The organism is Nocardia sp. NPDC049149 (genome assembly GCF_043197455.1).
Classification (GTDB): domain Bacteria; phylum Actinomycetota; class Actinomycetes; order Mycobacteriales; family Mycobacteriaceae; genus Nocardia.
Genome location: NZ_JBICTD010000003.1, coordinates 853,550 through 875,876, shown reverse-complemented (window position 1 = coordinate 875,876; position 22,327 = coordinate 853,550). Strand labels below are relative to the sequence as shown.

Genomic DNA, 22,327 nt, shown 5'->3' with positions numbered 1-22,327 from the left:
GCGCCCTTACACCCACCTTCCACCCCACCTACACCCGCTACAAACCCCCCCCCGCCAAAACATCGCGCCATCCCCCCGGCCGCCCCCCCCCGGGGGGGGGCCCCCCACCACGGGGTGTGCGGTCAAGAAATCACAGCGACACCGCGACCAGACGGTTGGTCGGGGCGTGCACCGGACCCTCGGCCACACCTGCTCCGACGGTGGGGAGCTCGGCCTTGGGCGCAACCGCCTCAGGCGCAACCGCCTCCGCCGCAACAGGCTTGGGACTCAACACCTCTTGCAGCCCGGCGACGAGCTCCGAGGTGCTGAGATCCCCGCTGACACTGCGCCTGCCGCCGCGCAAGGTCCGCGTGGACCCGCCGCCCATCGGCTTCGAGACCAGCAGCAACGGCAGCGCGAACGCACCGCCACCGAGGAAGATGCCACCGGCGGCCAGCAACGAAACCACCGCAACGCCAACGGCGATCACCGGCACCCCGACGACGGCCGCGGCCAGGATGGCCGTTACCAGGCCTGCGCCCGCGAGCGCGACCAGGGACACCAGGCCGAGTACCGCGGCGAGCGCGATCGCCACCAACGGGAACGCGAACACCGCGACCGGCAGGAACACCGCGTACACGACGGAAAGCGCTCCGGCGATGGCCATACCGGCCACCGCGACGATCGCCGTCGCGACCACCGCGACCGCGGCGAACGCGAGGCCGACAACAATGCCGACCGCGACCATCGCCCCGAGCAGTACCAGTGCCGCACCGATCCCGAGGGCGGTAGCCAACCAGAAGGCCGCGACGATCGCGATCGCGACCGGAATCGTCACCACCCACAGCGGCGGGAAGAGCACGGAGACGAAGAGCAAGGCCGCGGCGAACGCCAGAATCGACACCGCCCAGAGGAAGCCCAAGCCGAGGAACGCGGCTGCGACACCCAGGGCGACAACGACACCCGTGACCACCGTCGTCGCGATCGTGGCCAACAGGCTCGCCCCGATCACGCCGAAGATGAGTGGTGCTGCCAGCAGTGCCAGCGGCGGGCAGAAGATGATCGCGACGATCGCGGCAAGCACGAAGCCGACGAAGGCGACCGCGGTCAGCACGAAGCCGCTCGCGAAGAGCAGGCCGACGGCAGCGACCGCCACCACGGCCATCGCCAGCATGAAGGCGCCGCCTTCACCCAGGGTGAGCGCGGTGGCGCCCAAGGTGATCGCGGCCAGCGTCACCGCGACGATCGCGGCGAAGACGATGTCCGCGATCAGGATGAACGGAATGGCCCACGGCATGAGCACCATCAAAAGCACCGAGCCTGCCAAGACCAGTCCGGCCATGCCGACCACGATCCCGAGACCGACGACCACACCGATCACCGTGGCGATCGTGCCGAGCGCGAACCCGGCAAACATGAAGCCGAGCCCGAGGACCACCGGAAGTGCGACCAGTCCGAGGAACAGCAGCGGAGCAATCAACGGACCGATGACCGGAAGGCCGAGGATCGCCAGTGCCGCCGCGACCGTGCCGAGGCCCAAGCCGAGGACGACAACGACGATCCCGGCGATCGCGAGCAACTTTGCGATGCCACCGAGGATGTAGCCCATCACGACACCGGCGACGATCGCGACCGCGATCCCCACCAGCGACAGCGCCAGATGAACGATGAAGGCGGCGCCCGAAACCACCGACAGGATCGCCAAACCGGCGACGCCAACCACGCCGAGCGCGACGAGCGCCACCACACCGAGCGCGACAGCGACCACGCCGAGGGCGACGACGAGCACGGCCAGGATCGGCAGGGCCAGCAGGCCGAACGGCGTGAACAGCGACAGCACACCGGTGACCACCGCAAGCGCGCCGACCGCAAGCGCACCGAGCAAGAGCAGGCCGAACGTCGCCGCGGCAGTCAACAACAGCCCACCGACGAGGATGACGAGGGCACCGCCGAACAGCAGTGGCAGCAGGATCGGCGCAAGCGGCGCAAGCACCGTGCTTATGACCAACGCCGCGACCGTGGCCAGCACGAACGCGACTGCGGTCACGGCAATTCCGACGACGAGCGCGACGGCCGCGGCGACAAGCGCGGCGACGCCGACCACCGCGATGCCGACAAGCAGGGCGGTCAGGATGAACGGAGCAGCGATCTGGAAGAGCACGAAAGCGGCCACCAGCAGCGGCAGCCCGATGAACACCACACCGGCGACCACCGCGGCCAACGCCGCCAGACCTAGCAGCGCGATGAGGCCGGCACCCAACAGGATCGGCCCGAGGAAGATGGCGCCGAGCACGAGTGCGCCGATCCCGAGTGCGAGTGCGATGCCGCCAAGCACCACCGCACCGATCGCCAGTGCACCGAGCACGAGCGGGGCCAGGACGATAGCGCCGAGCACGAGCGCACCGATCACAAAGGGCGCGAGCACGATAGCGCCGAGCACGAGCGCGCCGATCCCGAGTGCGAGTGCGATGCCGCCCAGCACGGCCGCGCCGATCCCCAATGCGCCGAGCACGATGGGCGCGAGCACAATTGCGCCGAGCGCCAGGGCGCCCAGCACGAAGGGGGCGAGCACGATCGCGCCGAGCGCCAGCGCGCCCAGCACGAAGGGGGCGAGCACGATCGCGCCGAGCGCCAGCGCGCCCAGCACGAACGGTGCCAGTACGACGGCACCGATCGCCAGCGCACCCAAGACGAAGGGTGCCAGCACGATCGCGCCAACAACCAACGCGCCCAAGATAACTGGCGACAGCACAATGGCGCCGATCACCAAACCGGCGATGATGAGCCCCACTGGCACGATCGCCACGCCGACCACCACGAAGCTGTTGTGCGTCGGCAGCATGGCACGCACCGACTGCAGCAAGGTGTCGCGCACCGGCGCGAACAACGTGCCGAGCGGCGAGCCCGGATCCGCGAACGCACTCAGCAGCGGCGTCAGGAAGCCTGCGATGGGCGCGAGCGAGGCCGCCAGCGTCCCGGACCGCACCACCTGTTCGAACGCGCCGATCAGCGCGGTCATCGGCAGCGTCCCCGCGGAGACGGCGGTCAGTGTCGGCGCCACTTCCCGCAGCGCGGGCGCGAACTGCATGATGACCGGACGAATAGCGTCGGCAAGCGGTCCGGACTGCAGCAGCGGCGTCAGACGCTCGGTGAGGACTTTGGTGATGTCGGCACCGGCCGCGACGTCGCGCAGCGCCGGCGCGATTTGTGCGAGCACCGGCGACCAGTCGGCACCGGCGGCGGGCGCGAGCATCTCGCGCAGCGCCTTGGTCGGATCGTCACCCTTGGTCGGGAACTCGAAGACTTCGCGTGCGCGGGCAACGAGGGTGTCGATCGCGTTGGCCGCCGGATCGGTGCGCTGGGCGCCCGCCATCTCGGTGGCGTTCTTGACGAAGCTCAGCAGGTCCTGCACCGGCTGCTCCAGCGGCCCTGCGGGCACCTGCTCGGCCCACGTGCTGATCTGCGTGAGATTCAATCCCGAGGACGCGATCTGACCGACCGCGCCCGCGATCTCCTCGACGAACGTCGGCGCACGACCGATCTCGCCGTTGGCGGCGACCGTCTGGTCCTCGACCACGGCCGGACGTACGGCCTGACGGACAACAGGAATGGCCGGACTCACCACGGGCATGGTCGCCGTCGGCGCGGAGAATGCCTCAGGTACAGGCGTCGCGGCTGGCGCCGCCTGCTCCTGCGGCCCGTGCACGACGTCGGCGAAGGTGCCGATCGGGTTGGCCAGCGGGGTCCCCTGTGCCAACGACTCGGCCCCATCCACCGTCGCCGCCAGTTGCGAGCGGACGGCGGGGTCCAGATTCGCCGCGACAGACGTCCCGAACTGGGTGAGCAGCCCGCCGACGCCGGGAGTCGGCGCGGGCGGCGCGGTGTCGGTATGGGTGACGCCGCCGACATCGGCCTGGGCGGCACCGGCCGCGCCGACCGAGGCGGTCGCGACCGAGGCGAACGCGGCGGCCGCGTACAGGCCTCGCCAATTGCTCGCGGTCTTCTTCCGGTGCCGGCCACCTGCCTTGGTGGATCGGGTCGCCACACCGGGCGTGTAGTCGTTTGCTAACTGCATGTCTCGCCTATGCCTTTCGATCATGCTGACCCGTACTGCGTGAGCAACCCCGGGACCTGAAGGTGTGGGACAGGCCCACGAGTACTGGGGGAGCGCGTGACAGCGGACGGTCAAGGTCGTTGGGGAACACTGAGCGCTCCCTGCAGGAGCAGATAGCTAAAGATTTGCCATGCGGGTAAATCGGATGACGCAAGCATCATGATTCGCACGGCTCACTAGCGCAGACAAGCCCCTTTTGGGACACATTCGACATAACCGCAGGTAGAAGAGTCGGAGGGAGGTTCCGCTGCGGATAGTTGTTACCGTTTTGCGCCAGAAACTCTCTGGACATCTCGAAATTTCTCAGGTATGAGAGATTGCCCAAAAATTGCCGGAATATTGACGCCGACACTGTTGAATGGGTAGATTTGCCGAGTTCCGCACTGCGGATACAACGACCTCAACTAATGCCGAAGCCCGCGTTCTGATATTTGCTGTGCAGCCGATCGGATGGTTCAGCGCGGGCACGGATTGGCGGGCGCGCCGAGCGGAGGAGCCGTCGGAAGCCCCGGGCTGGTAGCCGCTGTCGGTTGCGTCGGCACACAGGTGACCGAGGTCGGATGCGCGGGCGGCCCGTCGCCCTGTTTCCCGGCACTGAGCGCCCACCAGGCGATCGCCGCGACAACTGCGACAACGACGACCACCACCAAACCGGAGCGGTTGCGGGTCGGCGGTTGCGAAGCCGGATTGAGCTGAGTGGTGGCCAGCCGGGCTGGGCTCGGGGTGGCGGCGGGTGTCGCCCCGAGCGCGGCGGCAGCCGCCGCGGCGAGGTCCCCCGCGCTGCGATAGCGGTCATCCGGGTTCTTCGCCATCCCTCGCGCGATCACGGTGTCGAAGGCGGACGGCACGGTGCCCGATTCGGCGGGCCGCGGCGGCGGCGCGTGCAGGTGCGCGGCGATCTGCTGCTCGACGATGGTGCCGGGGAACGGCTGGGCACCTGTCAAACATTGATGCAGGACACAGGTCAGGGAGTACACGTCCGATCGGGCATCGCAGGTGCCGCGCAAGAGCCGTTCCGGCGCCAAGTAGGCGAAGCTGCCGATGGTCGCGCCCGTGGTGGTCAAGCTGGCATCGCCACTGCTCACGGCGATCCCGAAATCGATCAGATAGGCGAAGTCGTCCGCGGTGACCAGGATGTTCGACGGCTTCACATCGCGGTGCACGAGCCCGGTCCGATGTGCCGCGTCCAGGGCGGCGCCGATCTGCCGGATGTACGCCACCGCGGTCGCGGCCGCGATCGGCCCCGCCGCGAGCAGCGCGGTGACGTCCCGGCCCTCGACCAACCGCATATCCAAATACAGGTGTCCGTCGATCTCGCCGAAATCATGGATCGGGATGACGTGCGGTTCGCTCAACCTGGCCGCGGCGTGCGCCTCACGCCGGAATCGCTCGCGATACTTCGGATCCAGTGCCAGCTGCTGCGACAGCACCTTGAGCGCGACCACGCGATCGGTCCCGGTGTCATAGGCCCGGTAGACCTGCCCCATCCCACCGGCGCCGAGTAATTCGAGGAGCCGGTACCGCCCGAAGGGCTTGCCATCCACGCTGTACGACTACCACAGCGCAGTACTGCGTTCCTGCCGATCAGCCTTCCTGTGCCGACACCCCCACCGTCGCCGGAGAAAGTTCGGATTCCGGCCCTCGGCGCCGCGCATCGAGCAGTCGACGACGGACGGGCTCAGCGCGGGAACAGGACGCCCGGGTTGAGGATGCGCCGAGGGTCGAGTGCGGATTTGATTCTGTTCATCGTGTGCACGTCGATCGGCGTGCGGCCGAGATGGACCCAGGAGTTCTTCGCACGGCCGATGCCGTGTTCGGCGCTGATGCTGCCCTCGTGGTCGGCGACGAGGCTGAAGACGCCGTCGGTGAGCGAGTCCGCGTCGTCCTGGGCGACATCGAGCAGGTTGACGTGGATGTTGCCGTCGACGAAATGGCCGAACAGGACCGCGCGGACAGCGGGATGATGTTGAGCGAGTGCCGATTCGAGATCGCGCACGAACGCGGTCATCGATCCGAGGGGGATCGAGACATCCAATTTGACCACGGGCGTGCTTGATTCGCGGCCGATGCTTTCGGTGTGGCTTTCCCGCAGCTGCCACAGCCTGCGGGCAGGCAGCGGATCCAGTACCGCGTTGTCGACCAGATCCTGACTAGCGGAAAGGATTTCGACGACAGCTGCTTCGGTGTCACGGTGCGCGGACACCTCGAACAGCACGAGCACGGGGGAGTGGGTATCGAAGGGGCGCTTGGCGCCGGTGTGCGTGCACACCAGATCGATGCCGTCCTCGGTCATCAGCTCGGCCGCTTCGACCGTCAATCCGCTGCGGACGATCCGGTCGTATAGGCGCAGCGCGGCGTCGATATTCGCGACACCGGCAAGGAATACGTGCGCGTCGGCAGGCGGTGTGCTCAGTTTCATCAGCACCCTGGTGATCACGGCCAGCGTTCCTTCGCTTCCGGTGAGCAGGCCGGGTAGGTCGTAACCGACGTTGTCTTTGCACAGCGAGGTCCAGCGCGACAGCACGAAACCGTCGGCGAGGACGGCCTCGATGCCGAGTAGCTGAGATCGGGTGTCGCCGTTGCGGATCATCCGAGCGCCGCCCGCGTTGGTGGCGACGATGCCGCCGAGTGTCGCCGATGTCTTCGACGCCAGATCGACGCCGAAACGGAGTCCGTGCGCCGAGGCCGCCTGATCGGCGCTGGCCACGGTGACTCCTGCGCCGGCGGCGATGGTGCGGCCGATCGGGTCGACGGCCTCGACGCGGTCGAGTCGCCGGGTGCTGAGCACGATCGATCCGGATTCGGGGATACCGCCGCCGACGAGCCCGGTGTTGCCGCCTTGCACGGTGATCGGCACGAGCGCCTTGAAACACGCGGCGGTCACGTCCGACACTTCGGCGGTGCTTGCCGGGCGGACGACCGCGACGGCGGATCCGGCCCAGCGGCCGGTCCAGTCGGTGGTGTATCCGCGCGTGGTTGCCGGATCGGTGAGGACGTGGGCGGGGCCGACGATATCGCGGAGGGTGTCGAGGAACGGGCCTGGCTCGCGTTCACCGCGCAATCGCAGAATCCGGCTGTTCACGGTCGAGCCTTCCTGTCGTCGCCGTCGGCGTGCTGCGGGTCAGGCGTTGTGAAAAGGCGGTCTTCCGGGGGCGGCACGCGGTCCACAGGTTAGTTTGTTCCCTCGATTCGGCCGCTTCCCATCGTCGGGAAAGCGCGGTCGATTTCGCGGCCGATGCAGCGGCTTCCCATCGATGGGAAAAGGCGAATCGACGCACCGGATTGATCCGAGTACGGTTCGCGCCGAACGCAATCCACCGAAGATCTTCACGAATGGCCGCCCGGCAGATCGCAGTGACCACGGGATCCCCAAACCTCTTCCCTGTGGTCCGAGTCGAGCGTGTACGGCAGCACGCGGCAGCGGGTCGGCGATTCGTGATATCCCGCCCCTGGGTCCCTTGTACCCACACACTTGGGGAACCCAGGGGCGGGCCTTTTCCTCTCGGAAAGGAGATCGCGTGCCGCAGGACAACGGCGACACCTTTCGCTCGGCACACAGTTTCGCCACGAATTGGGCTGCGTTACTCGTTATTGCGCTCGGCGTACTCGCCTTTGTCGGGATGATCCCAGGGCTCCTGGTCCTCGACGAACTCGATGGCGCGGCGAAAGTCTTTGTGCAAGTGGATATCACGATATCCATGGCGGCCACCTTCTTGGCGGCCACGCTGGCCGGATCGGCGGCGGGCATCATCGCCGACGTGGACCACTGGCGCGTCGAAGTGATCCACCGCCGCCTGCACTGGTCGATCGTTTTCGGTGTGCTCGCGGCCCTCACCCTGGTGGTCGCGGCGCTTTCGGTGGCCTTCGCGGATAAACCGGCGTCTGCCGTGAAACCGTCGTCGGTCATTGCCGTATTCGACGGCAAGGCCTACTGCGGACCGCTCGTGCTCGCGCCGGACGGCACTGTCGCCGTTCGCGGCTTTCCGCTCCATCGAGCCACCTCGGTCGTCACGGTCGACAGCTGCCCCACGTACCGCACTCGGTGATGCGGTCGGGAATGGCGGATACCGGAATATAAGGTCGCGGCGAATAGGCGGTCATCGAGCTAGGATTCGAAAGCATGACGGGCCTCCGAACAGGATCTTTCGGTCATATGCCCGCGACCGTGAACCGCTTCATCGGTCGCAGCAGCGAACTGGACCAGATCAGTGGCTTGTTACTCGACGGGGCGCGCCTCATCACCCTGGTCGGATCGGGCGGCATCGGCAAAACCAGGCTGGCCGCCGAGGCCGCGCACCGGTACGGCAAGGGCACCGGGATTCCGGTCTTCTGGGTCCGATTGGCCAGGCTGCCCAAGGATTCCGGCGGCAGCGCGATCGAGGAAGAGATCGTGCAGTCGGTGCTCGACGTCAACTTCTCCAATCGGTCGGCATGGAATGTGTTGGTAGACACTCTTACCCGTACCGACGCGGTGGGCAGGAATCTGCAGACGGTGCTGGTGATGGACAACTGCGAGCATCTGCTCGTCGACGCCGGTGATCTGATCGCCGAATTACTGGATGTGGTACCGGGACTGACGATTCTGGCGACGAGCAGAGAAGCGATCGGCTGGGTGGACGAACGTCTGGTCGCGGTGCCCCCGCTGACCAAGCGGGAGGCCGAGACGCTGTTCGAATGGCGAGCCGGACTGGTCGGGCATCCGACGACCGACCGTCAGTACGCCGACACCGTCGGCGCGATCTGCAGGCAGGTGCACAACAATCCGCTCTACATCCAGCTGGCTGCGGCACGGCTGCGCTACCAGCCGCTGTCGGTGGTGCTGCGCGAACTGAGCGGTACCGCCGACGACCGGCGGATGCGCTGGTCGAATCGGGTGCGGGCCGAGACCGAAACCAGGCATCAGGGCGTTGCCGATGTCATCACCTGGTCCTACGACCTCTGCAGTGACAAGCAGCGCTTGCTGCTCGACCGCATGTCGGTGTTCGCCGCGGGGCACGATGTGAACCCGGACGACGAGGACGGCGTCCACCCCGAGGTGGGCGCCGAGCTGGAGGCCATCGAAATCGTCTGTGCCGAAGAGTATTCCGTGTCCGGCGGGGCGGGGACGGGCCCGACGCTGGCGCGGGAGGAGATCTCGGCCCTGCTGGAACGGCTCGCGGATCAGTCGCTGGTCATCGTGCACATCGCGCCGACAACGGTGCGGTACTCGCTGCTGGAGAGCATTCGACTGTTCGCGGCGCAGCGCCTGTGCGAACGCGGCGCTGCCGAACCAGCGCGGCTGGCGCATCGGCATCGCCGGTACTACCGGGACAAGGTGGTCGCGCTCGGCAAAAGTTGGTTCGGCCCATCGGAATTGGCGCATTTGGACTGGGCGCGCGCCGAGTGGGGCAACCTGCGGGTCGCGGTGGAGAGCAGCCTGGCCGCCCCGGATGCGGCCGCCATGGGGCTGGAGATCGCGGTCGGCCTGCTGACCATGCGGGCGCCGCTGCTCCGCGGCACGCTGCGCGAGATGCGCTTCTGGATCGACCGTACCTTGGCGGCGACCAGCGATGCGGGGCCGGAGCTCGCCGCGTTGCGGATCGATGCCATGGCTTTCGGGTGCTATATCGCACACAACCAGGGCCGCACCGCCGACGCCAAGCGGTGGCTGGAGGACTGCGTCGCGGCCAGCATCCCGGATCCGGCGGCGCGGCAGGGCTGGCGGCAGCGCTGGGCGGAGGATCTCGGCCTGCCCGCGCTGGTCGAGTACGCGTGGGGCATGGAGCTGATGATGCTCGATCGCGATCCCAGCGCCATCACGGTGCTGGCTCGCGGACGCGAAAAGTTCACGCGCGCAGGCTATCCCGGTGGAGCGGCGATGTGTGAGATCGTCGAGTCGCTGGCCGCGGGGCTGTTCGGCTCCGCGGAGCAGGCCATGGCGACGACGCGCAGGCACCGCGAACGCCTGCGCGCGGTCGGCGCCAAATGGGCGATCGCCTGGTCCGAGCTGGCCTGGGCGATCGCGCTCGCCCGCCACGGTGATCCGGTCGCCTCGTTGGCCTCGTCGCGGACCGCCCTGGCGGGCCAGCTGGAGTTCCACGACCCGTGGGGCGAGATGTGCGCCGTGCAGATCCGCATGTGGGCATTGGCGCGAATCATCCAGCAGCTCAACGCGTCCTCCGAACCCGACACCGATCGGGTGCTTGCGCTGGCCACCGAAATCGCGTGGCTGGCAGGCGGGATCTCCACCTTGCGTTCCGTCGTCGGCGTCGAGCTCGCGGAACCGAGCCCGTTCACCGAGGAAAGCGGGCGGGTGATCGCCCTCTGCCGTCAAGTGCTCGGTGAGGAGACCTTCACGGCGACGCTGCGGCAAGGCACGCGGCTACGCCCCGAGGCGCAGGAGGTGCAGCGGCTCGCCCTCGGCACCCTGCCGACCGAGGCGATCCCGGCGATCCCGGTGCCTGCGGCCTCCTCGGGTTCGCCGTGGCACAGCTTGACGACGGCCGAGCAGGAGGTCGCGTTGCTCGCGGCGGCGGGCTTCGCCAACACCGCGATCGCCGCGCGCCGGGGGAGTTCGTTCCGGACCGTCGACGCCCAGATCACCGCGATTCTGCAGAAGCTGATGATCACCTCGCGCACCGGCATTCTCGGCTTCGTCCCGCAGGACAAACTCGATCGGGTGCGCACCGAGGCAGCACAGCGCCCAGGCCGCAAGACCGTCGGGCCGCGCAGGCCCTGATCAGCCGACCTTGCCGAGCGAGCGCCCGGCGGCACTCGCGTCGCGCCGCATTGCCGCCATCATCCGTGCCGCATCGACGACGAGCCCGTGCAGCACCTCGGCCGGCTCGGTCGCGCGCGGTCCGTTCGCGACGACATCGGTGAACGCCCAGGCCAGCGCCTTGGGTGGGTCGAAACGACCGCGGTCGAAGCTGTGGCCGCACAGCTGGTCACGCCATCGTTTGTATCCGTGCACCACGGCGCCGAGGGTGGTGCGCCGGTAATCGGTGTTGCCGTGCAGGTATTCGGCGATCAGTCCGCGTTGGGCCATCCGGCGGGCCAGGCGGTTGCCGGAGACATCGAGGGCGGCGCCGAGTTCGCGCAAGGTCATCGCGTATACCGGGCGTTCGGCCGCTCCCGGCACGGTGGACCCCGACCGCATGTCCGCGCTGACGATGTCGGCGATGCGGCGCGGCTCGGTCGCCAGGTCGCGGTTGAGCGTGATCGACCAGGCGAAGGGCCGCCGCGCGTCGTCGGTGCGTTGCCGCTGTGCGCGGACCACCTCGCTGGGTGCGAGCTGGTCGAGCGTGACTCGGCGTAGCTCGAGGACCGGGTAGTCCGTCAGCACGGTGTCGACGGCGGTGACGAATTCACGGAGGACTGTTTCGTCGAGCCCGGGAGCGTCGAAGCCAGCCGACGTCAGGCGGTGCCGATCGACCAGGTCGCGGACCAGCGGATGGCATTCCTGCGCCGATCTGGCAAGCCACGGGGTGGTGGCCGGCGCGGTCACGGTGGGTCGGCGGTTTCCGGTCTTGGCGCGGTCCGCCGCGCCGGGTTCGATCGCCCGTCCGCCTGGCCGCAGCCAGGGCGGCGCACCACCATAGGAACCGTTCGACCACGGCGTGTTCGGTGGCCTGCGGTCCATCGCCGCGCTGATGGTCGGCCGCGCCCCGGCCTGCCACGGCGTCGCCGCGGTGGTGCCGGGGTTGAGCGGCCTCGGGGACGTTGGCGCCTGCGTGGTGCGTGGTGCGAAGGTGTTGGCGGGCGCGGTGTTTCGAGCGGCGGGTGGGCCGGCGGCGGTCACTGTGCTCGGTGCAGTCGTCGGTGCGGGGCTGCGGTGGGTGACGCCCGGATCGGCGCCTGGTTTGGCGTCGTTGGCGCGGCCTGGTTGCCTGCTGGATATCGGTGCGGCGGTCGGGTTGGCCGTTGCGGGATCGGCCGCCGGACTCGACAGGGTGCGCTGATCGTTCGGCACGGACTGGCTCGGCTGGGTATCGGCGCGCTGCGGCGCCAACGACGTCGACGTATTGTCAACGGCCGGTGCGATATTGGTCAGCGGCGCCGCGGCCCATTGCCCGTCGGGGAGCTGACTGACCGGTGTGTTGTCGGTGCCGGGTGCCGCCGCATTGTTGATGATCTCGCCACCGAGTGCGTCCTGCGCCTCGAAACTGTCGGCCGCGGCGCTGAGCTGCTGCCCGAAGGTTTGCAGGGCGGTTGCGAGCTGCTGCAGCGCGTCCAGGCCGCGCTCGGCATCGGGCAGATAGTTCTGCTCGAATGCCTTTCCCGGCTCGTCGTCACCCCAGCAGCGGCCCTCCCGCGCAAGGGCTTCGCGCAGCTCTTCGAACGTCTGCGCGGCTTGCTCGCCGAGGTCGTTGAACTCCGCTCCATTGGCGCGCAAGCCATCCGGATCGATCCACAACATGCGCTATCCCTGGGGAATGTCGAGGGGAGTGTCGAGCCTCGGGTGCATGGCAACCTCGCCGATGGTGTCACAGGTAGGGCCGCTTCCCAGCGCTGGTGGCTGCGGGCGTGGGGCGCGACATACCGTCAGCGAACCACCCGGTTGGGTTGGACGCCGCGGACATTGTGATGTCCGCTTCGGATATACCGATGTGTCCGATACACCTATAGGTCAATGATTCTTCCAGTGCCACAAGAGAATTCGTGATTGGGAGGGCCAGAAGTGGGACAGGTGCTTATTCTCGGTGCTGGTGAGTGCGGGCTGCCGTTGGCGCATCGACTCCTGCGCGGCGGGGTTGCGGTCACGTTGCTGACCAATCGCGACGCGGAAGCCGTCTTGGCAGGCGGGGTCACCAGCACCCAAGTCAAGTTCGCACCGACGCTCGAGCTCGAGTCCGATGCCGGAATCGGCATGTGGCGTACGAGCGCACCGCAGATCAACGGTATCCGCTTCACCATGGTGGTCGACCGGCAGCCGGTGGTGCAGTGGATGGGCAAGCTGAGCCGCCCGGCGCAGAGCGTCGATCAGCGTACGGTCTTCGCCAGGTGGCTTGCCGAGGTCGAGGCCGCGGGTGGCGAGTTGCGGATCGTGGATCCGAGCATCGAGCAGCTCGACCGGTACGCCGCCGAGCACGAACTGACGATCGTGACCAAGGCGACCGGCATGCTCGCCGACCGCTTCGCGCCTGATCCCGCATGGGTCACGCCACCGGCGCCACAGCGGCGGTTGGCGGTGCTCTACCTGTTCGGTGTCCCGGCGGATCCGGACGATTTCGGCAGCTACACGGTGTTGCCTGGACACGGGGAAGTGATCTCCTATCGGGGATTGACCGGACTGCCTGGTCGCGAACAACAGTGCGAGATGCTGCTTTTCGAGGCGGTGCCGGGCGGATGCCTCGACGTCTTCGGCACCGAGCTCAGCGCGGGCGAACGACTGGGCCATGCCATGCGCCTGCTGGCAGCACACCTACCGCCGGGCACGGCCGAGCGCTACGCGACCGCCGAGCTCACCGACAGCGGCGCCACCCTGGTCGGGGCGGTGACGCCGTCGATGCGCAGGCCGATCGGGTCGCTGCCGTCGGGCCGTCCGATCCTCGGCGGCGGCGACGTGGTGTGCCGGATGGATCCCGGCGGCGCGCAGGGCGCGAACAACGCCGCGCACTGCGCCGCCCACTACGCCGCGGCGATACTCGGTCATCGCGGCGGACCCTTCGATCGGCCATGGATGGACGCCGTTGCGGCACAATGGCTTACCGACATCGCCCACCCGGCGGCCCGATGGACAGAGGCGTTGCTCGACCCGCCACCGCCGCTGCAGCAACTCGTGGTGGCCGCCCAGCAGGATCCCGTGCTGGCGAACACGTTCGCCGACACCTTTGCCCGGCCTGCGGCCATGGCCGATCTCGCCGTGCGGCTCGGCCATGCCGATGCGGATTGACCACAGGCGACAACGCATTCGGACACCGGGGCCTACCGCGTCGGCGGCGCGATCGGGGCGGTAGGCGGAAAGGTCACCGGCAGCGCGGCCAACGCGCGGTGGAATGGGCCGGGGCGCCAAGTCAACTCGTGCTTCGGGGTGCCCAATTGCAGGTCGGGCAGCGCGTCGAGCAGCTGGTCGATGGCGACCTCGGCGATCAAGTAGGCGGTTGACCGCGCGGGGCACACGTGCGGGCCCGCTCCCCAGGCCAGGTGCGATCTGTTCCCGACTCGATCACCCGAGTTGATCGCGGGGTCGTTGTTGCACCCGGTCAGGCTGATGACGACCGGCTGATGGGCGGGCAACCAGACCTCGTCGATCAGGATCGGCTGGCGCGGATAGGTGACGCTGAAGTTCGCGATCGGCGGATCGTTGAACAGCACCTCGTCGAGCGCGTCGCGTGTCGAGAGGCTCCCGTCGAGCACACCGCCGGCGAATCGGTCATCGGTGAGGATCAACACCATCGTGTTGACGATCAGATTGAGCAGCGGCTCTACGCCTGCCCCGTACAGGACAACGAGCTGATTGGCGAGTTCGGCCTCGTCCAATTCGGCAGGGTGCCGCAGCAACCGGGAGGTGATGTCGTCGCCGGGCCGCGTGCGTTTCAGCTCGACCAGCTCCCCGATCGCGGCACCGAGCATCCGGTTGCCCTCTTCGGCGTCCACACCGTCGAAGATCGCGATCGTCGCGGCCGTCACCCGTTGCCCGATGTCGGCCGGGCACCCGAGCATGGCGTTGATGGCATCGAAGGCGACCGGAAAGGCGTACTGGGCAACCAGATCCGCCACCCCTGCGGCGCAGAAGCCGTTGATCAGCGCTGCGGCGCTCTGCTCCACCGAGTCGTGCAGCTGGTTCAAATCGACACCGTCGATGGCCGCGGTGTTGGCCTGCCGGTATCGGGTGTGCTCGCCGCCCGCGCTGCGCAGCGCATTGGGCCGCCATTCGAGGACGGGAAGCACCGGACAGTCACGGGGGATCGACCGCTGCCAGGTCCTCGGGTCGGCCGGAAAGTGCGACTCGTCGTGCATGATGCGCACCGCTGTCCGATGGTCGATCACCAAAGTGGCAGGCACACCGGGGGACAGCTCGACCGGAACCAGCGCGCCGTACTGCGCGCGCATCTCGCGGTAGGCGCGGTGCGGGTCAGCGGCGAACTCGGCGCCGTAGAGGCAGACGCGCGGACCGTCGGCGCCGCCCGGTGAGATGGTGTGCGACGCCGTTGATCCCATGGATGGCATGGTCTTCTGGGGCGAGTTCAATGAGGTGACTCCAACGCAGGTAACGGGATTCGGTACAGAGCAGAAACCCCGATGCTCGGCGTCTAGGTAGTCGATCCGCATCGGGGGGTGGCGTAGGCAGGGCCCGTGATCGGCATCACGAGGCCTCGCCGGTCAGTGCGCGGCCGCTCGGCCGTTCCGGCTTGCGCGCTGATTCGGTTCGGACATGGTGGATTTCCTGCTCGGGCACGAAGCGCATGATGTCTTCGCGTGAGGTGATGGTGAGCTTGCGGAAAATGGACGTCATCTGGGTGTCGACCGTTTTGGCCGCACTGCCCCGGCGCGCCGCGATGGCAGTGTTGGTCCAGCCCGCCGCGGCCAGAATCGCGACCTGCTGCTCGGCAGTGGACAGGTCGGTCCAGTGCGTCACGCTGCTGCGGCGTCCGTTGGGCAACGGGACCGCGTTGATCGTCAACGTACCCAACGCAAGTCGCTGGACCTCGGCGAACTCGGGGCGCAGCGCGGCGCCCTCGGCCGCCGCGGCGTCATAGCGTTCCGCGCCGAGCACGCCGCGGGCGGTGGCGATCGCCCGCCGGGTTTCGTCGGCGAACGGAACGAGTTTGTCGACATCGGCCTCGATGTCCGCGCTCGAGGTTGTCGCGCCGCCGACGAGGTGCGCGATTTCGGTGGCCAGCGTCCGCGTTCGGTCGCGGTGCGGGGTCGCATCCGCGACGAGATCGGCCAGGATGCGCGCCAGCGCCCACGCGCGCACGTGCACCGAGAGCAGCGCACCCCAGGAGTCGAGTTGCCGCATCTGATAGGCGAGCGCTGAACGGCTCAGTGCCAGTGCTTGATTGGGATCGCCGTGCCTGGTGAGCGCAATGGCGAGGGTCAGTTCCGCGGCGGCCTGTGCCCCGGTCGCACCGGAGGCCTTCGCGTTGTCGAGGTGACGGCGCGCGGTGTCGACGGCCTGCGACGGCGCGCCGAGCAGGCCCGCCGCCTGTGCCTGACCCATCTCGGCGAGCAACGCACAGGTCCGGTCGCCGTGCAGGTGCCATTTCCGTTTGGCGTCCGCCAGTATCCCGATGGCCCGCGAATCCCGGTGCACCAGAAAGAGTTCGGCGCCCCAGGCGAAGTCTACCGCCGCGGGCAGCTCGAGATCCGTGCGCGCCGCCTGCCGCCATGCCGGGTCGGTGCGCCCGGTCGCCGCCGCGACACAGTCGTCGAGCAGTCGTGCCGCGGTGTCATTGCTGCCCTGGCACAGGCACATCCAGGAAACCATCGCACCCGCGGTGATGCCGAGATCGTCGGGTGGTCCGCTGACGCCACCGGCAGCGGTGAGCGCGCGCTCGGCCCATCGCCGCATCTCCCACGGCGTCCCACGGAAGAACGGTGCGCGCAACGTGATCAGCCCGGTGGCGATCTCCACGCCGAGGACGGCCGAATCCGGGGTGGCGAGGCTGCTTTCGATCGCGGCGACAATGTTGTCCCACTCGGCGCGTGCCCAGTCGAGCAGTTCCTGCTCCTCGGGGCCTGCCCAGTGGGTCGCGGCATAGACGACCCGATCACGGAAGTACTTGCGATGACGGGCGGCAAGCACGTCGGGCTCGGTGCGCGAGCGCTGGAGCAGCCGCTGCTGCGCGAAGACCCTGGTGGTCTCCAGCAGGAAGTAGCGGACGGTGTTCGCGGTGCGCTCGACCGAGACCAGTGACTGGTCGACCAGCCGGAACAGCAGGTCTTCGATGTCCTCGTCCGCAAGCAGCACCGCCGTGCCCGCGTCCGGGTCGTCCGCGCAGATCGCGCGCACCGCGGACAGGTCGACGCCGCCGCTGGTCGAGCGAAAGCTGGTCGCCTCCACCGGGTTCGAGTCGGATCCCGCGGTGAACACCGACATCCGCTCCAGCAGCACACGTTCCTGCTCCTGACACAGGTCATAGGACCACGCGATGGCCTCCTCGACACTGCGATGGCGCGGGTCGGCCCCCACGCGCGCGCCGTGCGCCCAACGCATCCGCTGGTCGTCGACGGTGCCGGTCAGCTCGCGCAGGATGGCGGGCAAGGGCTGCCTGATCAACCGGCCCGCCGCCAACTGGACGAACAGCGGGTTGCGATGCACATGCTCGCAGATCCGGCCTGCCAGCGCGGTCTCGCTGCCGTCGACGGTGTGCCCGGTCAGCTCGGCGCGTTTGTGAAACAGTTCCAGCGCTTGATGTTTCGACAACGGCGGCACGGTGACCAGGCGCTCGTCGGTCCAGGCGATAGGCTCCCTGCTTGTCGCGAGGACGGTCAGGCCGGGCACCTCGTCGAGCAACTCCGCGGTCACCTCGCCCGCTGCGGCGAGCACGTGCTCGCAATTGTCGAGCACCAGGACGGTTTGCAGTTGGCGACCGACCGCGTCGGCGCGCGTCAGCGTGTCGAGCAGCTCCTGCCAGGTGGGGTCACCGGCGGATTCGGTGGCCACCACGGTGCGCACGAGTTCCTCGGCCACCGCGCCCGCCGCCGAACCGCCGGGCAGGTGCGCGAGCCTGACCCAGAAAATCGGGGTACGGCGGGCCTTTTGGATCCGCTGCACGGCCTCCGAGGCCAGCCGGGTCTTGCCGATCCCGCCGGGACCGGTCAGGGTGATCAGCCGCGCCTGGCCTAGGAGGAGGCTGCACAGCTCATCCAGCTCGCGTTCACGTCCTACGAATCCGTATTTCGCGACAGGGGGAGCGCCGATTCGTTGTACGCCCCATGTCCCTGAGTCAGCACTGGTAACCATGTCATGACCTCCAATGACTTAAGGGTGCAGCGTAGGTCTGAAAACGGGGTCCCCAGTACGGAGAACACGGGACCACCGGTCAACCCCGTATGAGCTACCTAAGTAGCCGCTCGACCGATTAGTGCCGGAGCGCCCGATGGCACGGCGGCCGGGCACGGGAGACCATGGGGAGCGACACAGTGCGCGCGAGAGTGAGATCCCATGGTCGGAACCGAGCCGAGCGCTCGCAAGGTCGATCGCGGCGAGGTCGACGCGGCCTGCCCGGTGGCGCGCGGCGCGGACGGTGTGTGGCGGATCAACGGATACGCGCCGGGGGTCGCGCTGCTGCGCGCCGGTCACACCGTGCAGGACGGGCTCGGCATCGAAACAGTCGCCATGCTGCCCAAGCGGATTCGCAAGCCGGTGGTCTTCCAGGACGGCGTCGAGCATCGGGACCATCGACGCGAGACCGCGCGCTACTTCGCCCCGCGCTGGGTCGACGAGCACTATCGCGACCTGATGGTCCGGGTCGCCGATGCGCAGATCGACACGCTGCGCCGGGCCGGGTCGTGCGTGCTGTCGGATCTCAGCTTCAGCATGGCCATCGAGGTGGCGGCGGCCGTGGTCGGGGTGCGTGGCGGCACCGGAATTCAGCGGCGGCTCGAACGATTCTTTCCCGAACGGGTCGGTCGGCCAGGGTTGACCAGCTGGCACGGCCTCTACTGGCTGGGCAGGCTGGGTTCGAATTGGCTGCGCGTCTACTGGTGCGATGTGCGGCCCGCGGTCCGGCTGCGGCGCAAGGAACCACGCGATGATCTGATCTCGCATCTGCTGGCCGAGGGCTGGACCGAGCCCGAGATGCTGGGTGAATGCCTGACCTATGCGGCGGCCGGGATGATCACGACCAGGGAATTCGTCAATGTCGCCGCCTGGCATCTGTTTACCGACGAGTCGTTGCGGCAGCGGTATCGGGAGGCGGCCGAACCGGAGCGGATCGCGTTGCTGCACGAGATCCTTCGCCTCGAACCTGTGGTCGGTTCGTTGCGGCGCCGCACCACCGCGGCGATCGAAGTGCCCGGTCCGGACGGGCCGGTCGTCATACCGCCAGGCGAACGGGTCGACGTCGTGCTCGGCGCGGTCAATGTCGATCCCGCGGTGATGGGGGAGCGGCCGATGACCCTCTGCCCTGGCCGAGCGGTGGCTCCCGGCACCGCGGAGGCCGGTCTCTCGTTCGGGGCAGGTCCGCACCGATGCCCTGGCGCGCACATCGCGATCCTGGAGACCGACATCTTCCTCAGCAGGCTGTTCGCCATGGACGGCGTCTCCATGAAGGCGACGCCGCGGGTGACCTTCGACGAGGTGCTGACGGGTTATGTGTTGCGCGAGATGGTGATCGCGCTGCCGGACTCGAACGGGGCGTAGCGCTTACCCCGATTCGGCTCGCTCCTTGAGCGCCTGGTTGAGTTGGACGTAGCGCCGCTCGAGCATGGCGAGCAGTGGTCCGGCGAGCGGGATGACAATGCCGCGCAGGTGCTCGTAATGCCGCAGGTGCGTGCCTGTTTCGGTCGGGGTCAGGAGGAAGCCGTGCTTGCCGTCGGCGAGGCGCGGGACGGCTAGCCCGCCGCCCCATCGCAGATGTCGCTGATCGTCCATGATGTCAACGGTCACCGGAAAAACCTTGGCGGCGAACCGATTCGAGAATTTCGTGTGCAGCGCCAACGCGGCGCCCGGCTCGGCGATGCCGTCGACGGCGACGAAGAAGGGATTCCATGCGGGATAGGCGGCGAAGTCGGTGAGCACCGCCCATACCCGGGCTGGGGTGGCCGCGATGGTTGTCGCGGTGTCGATCGTCCGCATGCGAGCCCGCTACCGGCCGACCAGCTCGGCAAGCGTCGGGCTGCCCGGATACGTCTGGTGCACCCTGGTCCGGCGCGCGGGCAGCACGTCGGGTAACCGCACGGAATAGCGCTGGAGCACCTCGTCGAGCACCGCGGCGGTGACGGTCTCACTGAAACGCTGTGCGACACAGCCGAATGCGCCGCGCCCGAAGGTGGCGACCGTCGGTGACGGCTCGCGCAGGTAGCGGTCGGGGTCGTAAGCGTCCGGGGCGTCGGGCACCCGGTCCGGATCCCGGTTCATGGTGCCGGGAAACAGGCCGACGGCCTGTCCGGCCGGGATGTGGTACCTCGTGCCGTTGTGCTCGAACTCGTAGGGTTTGTCGAGGTAGCGGATGAGCGAGGACACCGGATACAGCCGCACCGTTTCGTTCAGGCAGCGGCTGAGCAGTTCGTGCCTGGCCGCGGGATCCGGCATCGACCGCAGCTGCGCGGCCAATTCCGGTCGGGTCAGAATGTCGACCAGGGTCCAGTAGGTGTAAGTGCCGGGATAGGCCATGGCGTTCCACAGCACGTACATGAACATCCAGCGCCGATCCGCCGGCGTCAACGGTCGGCCGCCGAGCCGCGCGTTGTCGATGGCCCGCAGCAGCGGCGAGCTCGACGCGCCGAAGGCGGGCAGTTCGTCGCGGACCAGACGATAGAGCTTGCGGGTGGCCCGGTACTCGGGCATCAGGTAATGAAACGGCGTGATGGACAAGGTGGTTCGCGGAATGTCGATGCCGTCGCTGATGTGGCGGTAGTACTCGGTGAGGCGCGGGCCGAAGGTGTCCCACAGCTCGTCGCCGACGAAGTAGCGACCCGTCACCTCGTAGACGATCGGGTGGATGACCTCGGTCAGATCGACGCGCCGCGGCCAGTCCACCGCATGGCGTTCGACGATATCGGGGACGGTGTCCGGCGTGCGCCGCACGCTGGCCCCCGGCAGCATTTCGGCCATCAGCTTGCGGCCGAGCAGGATCAGCTCTTGCAGCGTTTCCGGACCGGCCTGTTCGCGCGGGAACCAGTAGCCGACCGTCGGCACCCGGTGCAGGACCTGGCCGACGCCCGCGTGGTCGGTGGGCAGGCTCATGACCCGCCGGTAGTGGTCGCCGTCCAGCAGGAAGGTGAAGTCGTAGATGCTCGGCACCCGCAGGGTGAACATGTCGCCGTAGCGCGCCCGGTTGCGGACGACCAGGCCGACCGGATCGGTGATCACCGACCGCAGCCGGGTGAGCACGCCGACGACCGGAAGTCGATCCGCGCCCGCCCAGGCGAGCGGAACAGCCTGGGTGCCAGGCGGAGTCGGCACGGGCCTGCGGAACCAGTACTCGGTCGCCGCGGCCGCGCCGGTGGCGGCGGCCGCGACGATGGCCAAGCGTTTCGTCGCACTCATCGTGGTGTCTCCTCGGGGTAGAACTGCCGTGCCCAGGTTCGATAGGCGGCGATGGGGCCGTCGCCCGCGGCGATGGCAGGCTTGCCCAAATACTTTTTGTGATCCCAGATCTGGCGATCTCGCAGCAATTCGACGACGACCATCCGCAGCACGCCGCGCTCGATCAGCATTTCCAGCGGCGTCAAAGTGGCCTTGCCGATCGGCCCGCGTGCCCTGCTGCGCACCGAGGTGCCGACGAAGACGTCGACGTCGCGCACGCCGGTCGGGGTGGTGAGCACCAATTGCCGGATGGACCAGCCTGCCTTGACCGACAGTTCCACCACCGAGAACCCCAAACCATCGACCCGGATATGGATTTCGGTGCCGATGCCGCCGATCACCGGAAACGGTCTGGTGAACGCGTAGCTGGTGCGCAAGCGCGGGCCGTCGACCGAAAGTGGTTCGACGATGCGTGCGTCACGGAACCCGTGCAACACGCTGAAATGACCGAAGTCGACGCTGTTTTCGGTCACCTCCTGCGGATGACTGTGCAGCCGCATGCGTTTGGTGCGCAGCGGCCGCCACCGTGACTGATCCTCGGGTGGTTCGATCTCCCATGGTTCCTCGCCCGCCGGGCCGTGCCACACCATGAGCACGCCGCAGAGCTCGCGTAATTCGAGCAGGCCGAGCCGAGCCGCCGGTGGCGGTGCGCCGTACGGCGAATACGAGCAGCGGCCGGACACCGCATAGCGGAATCCGTGAAACGGGCACCGCAGTTCCTCGCCGACCACGGTGCCGCCGTGCCCGAGATGGGCGCCGAGATGCGGGCAGTACGCCTCGGCGGCCCGTGCCGTCCCCGCGGCGGTGCGGAACAGGACGATCTCGCGGTTCATGAACGTCCGCGTCATCAGTCGCCCTGGGCGCAGCTCACCGGAAAACGCCACGGCGAACCAGCCATACGGATACGGGGGCGGCGCGTCGGCCAGTTCTCGTGCCGCCAGTGGCGCGCCGAGGGACCGTCGTCGCTTGTCGGGTAATTCGATACGCAGCATGGATTGACTTCCATCGATCATCGATCGCGCCGCGGCTCTTCGGGATTCGCCGCCGCGGCCGGG

The 22,327-nt window shown here is 68.2% G+C and carries 14 protein-coding genes; 4 read left to right on the top strand and 10 right to left on the bottom strand.

Going from position 1 to position 22,327, the window contains the following annotated elements:
- Window positions 1-130 precede the first annotated feature (130 nt).
- From ACGFNJ_RS14735 to ACGFNJ_RS14720, 4 genes are all read right to left on the bottom strand, one after another.
- Entirely contained in the window at window positions 131-4,054 is a 3,924-nt protein-coding gene (locus ACGFNJ_RS14735) for a hypothetical protein (RefSeq protein WP_393447372.1), read from the bottom strand.
- Window positions 4,055-4,548: 494 nt separating this feature from the next.
- Window positions 4,549-5,637, bottom strand: coding sequence for a serine/threonine-protein kinase (locus tag ACGFNJ_RS14730; RefSeq protein ID WP_393447370.1), 1,089 nt, complete (start codon window positions 5,635-5,637; stop codon window positions 4,549-4,551).
- A 134-nt stretch (window positions 5,638-5,771) separates the two neighbouring features.
- The gene (locus tag ACGFNJ_RS14725; protein WP_393447368.1) at window positions 5,772-7,175 is read right to left on the bottom strand and encodes an FAD-binding oxidoreductase; all 1,404 of its coding nucleotides are present in this window, start codon (window positions 7,173-7,175) and stop codon (window positions 5,772-5,774) included.
- Complete coding sequence (locus ACGFNJ_RS14720) at window positions 7,144-7,455, bottom strand: hypothetical protein (RefSeq protein WP_393447366.1); 312 nt, start codon at window positions 7,453-7,455, stop codon at window positions 7,144-7,146. The genes ACGFNJ_RS14725 and ACGFNJ_RS14720 overlap by 32 nt, the downstream gene beginning before the upstream one ends.
- Before the next feature lie 156 nt (window positions 7,456-7,611).
- Between ACGFNJ_RS14720 and ACGFNJ_RS14715 the strand changes: the two genes are divergently transcribed.
- Both ACGFNJ_RS14715 and ACGFNJ_RS14710 read left to right on the top strand, forming a co-directional pair.
- Window positions 7,612-8,139: a hypothetical protein gene (locus ACGFNJ_RS14715; protein ID WP_393447364.1), complete on the top strand. Its 528-nt coding sequence runs from the start codon at window positions 7,612-7,614 to the stop codon at window positions 8,137-8,139.
- Window positions 8,140-8,246: 107 nt separating this feature from the next.
- Window positions 8,247-10,811, top strand: coding sequence for an ATP-binding protein (locus ACGFNJ_RS14710; protein WP_393447362.1), 2,565 nt, complete (start codon window positions 8,247-8,249; stop codon window positions 10,809-10,811).
- Here the strand turns inward: ACGFNJ_RS14710 and ACGFNJ_RS14705 are convergent, their stop codons facing one another.
- Window positions 10,812-12,491: a hypothetical protein gene (locus tag ACGFNJ_RS14705; protein ID WP_393447360.1), complete on the bottom strand. Its 1,680-nt coding sequence runs from the start codon at window positions 12,489-12,491 to the stop codon at window positions 10,812-10,814.
- A gap of 261 nt (window positions 12,492-12,752) precedes the next feature.
- Between ACGFNJ_RS14705 and ACGFNJ_RS14700 the strand changes: the two genes are divergently transcribed.
- Window positions 12,753-13,967, top strand: coding sequence for a styrene monooxygenase/indole monooxygenase family protein (locus ACGFNJ_RS14700; protein WP_393447359.1), 1,215 nt, complete (start codon window positions 12,753-12,755; stop codon window positions 13,965-13,967).
- A gap of 32 nt (window positions 13,968-13,999) precedes the next feature.
- Here the strand turns inward: ACGFNJ_RS14700 and ACGFNJ_RS14695 are convergent, their stop codons facing one another.
- Window positions 14,000-15,235, bottom strand: coding sequence for a cytochrome P450 (locus tag ACGFNJ_RS14695; protein WP_393447358.1), 1,236 nt, complete (start codon window positions 15,233-15,235; stop codon window positions 14,000-14,002).
- A gap of 145 nt (window positions 15,236-15,380) precedes the next feature.
- The gene (locus ACGFNJ_RS14690; RefSeq protein ID WP_393447356.1) at window positions 15,381-17,984 is read right to left on the bottom strand and encodes an ATP-binding protein; all 2,604 of its coding nucleotides are present in this window, start codon (window positions 17,982-17,984) and stop codon (window positions 15,381-15,383) included.
- Between the two features lie 201 nt (window positions 17,985-18,185).
- Between ACGFNJ_RS14690 and ACGFNJ_RS14685 the strand changes: the two genes are divergently transcribed.
- Window positions 18,186-19,385 carry a cytochrome P450 gene (locus ACGFNJ_RS14685; RefSeq protein ID WP_393447354.1) on the top strand — a complete coding sequence of 400 codons (1,200 nt, stop codon included), beginning with the start codon at window positions 18,186-18,188 and terminating at the stop codon, window positions 19,383-19,385.
- Between the two features lie 3 nt (window positions 19,386-19,388).
- Here the strand turns inward: ACGFNJ_RS14685 and ACGFNJ_RS14680 are convergent, their stop codons facing one another.
- From ACGFNJ_RS14680 to ACGFNJ_RS14670, 3 genes are read right to left on the bottom strand one after another with little or no spacing between them, the layout of a single operon-like run.
- Window positions 19,389-19,820, bottom strand: a complete 432-nt coding sequence (locus ACGFNJ_RS14680; protein ID WP_393447352.1) for an SRPBCC family protein — start codon at window positions 19,818-19,820, stop codon at window positions 19,389-19,391.
- A gap of 9 nt (window positions 19,821-19,829) precedes the next feature.
- Window positions 19,830-21,233, bottom strand: a complete 1,404-nt coding sequence (locus ACGFNJ_RS14675) for a cytochrome P450 (RefSeq protein WP_393447350.1) — start codon at window positions 21,231-21,233, stop codon at window positions 19,830-19,832.
- Window positions 21,230-22,285 carry a Rieske 2Fe-2S domain-containing protein gene (locus tag ACGFNJ_RS14670; RefSeq protein WP_393447348.1) on the bottom strand — a complete coding sequence of 352 codons (1,056 nt, stop codon included), beginning with the start codon at window positions 22,283-22,285 and terminating at the stop codon, window positions 21,230-21,232. Before ACGFNJ_RS14670 ends, ACGFNJ_RS14675 begins: the two co-directional genes overlap by 4 nt.
- Window positions 22,286-22,327 lie beyond the last annotated feature (42 nt).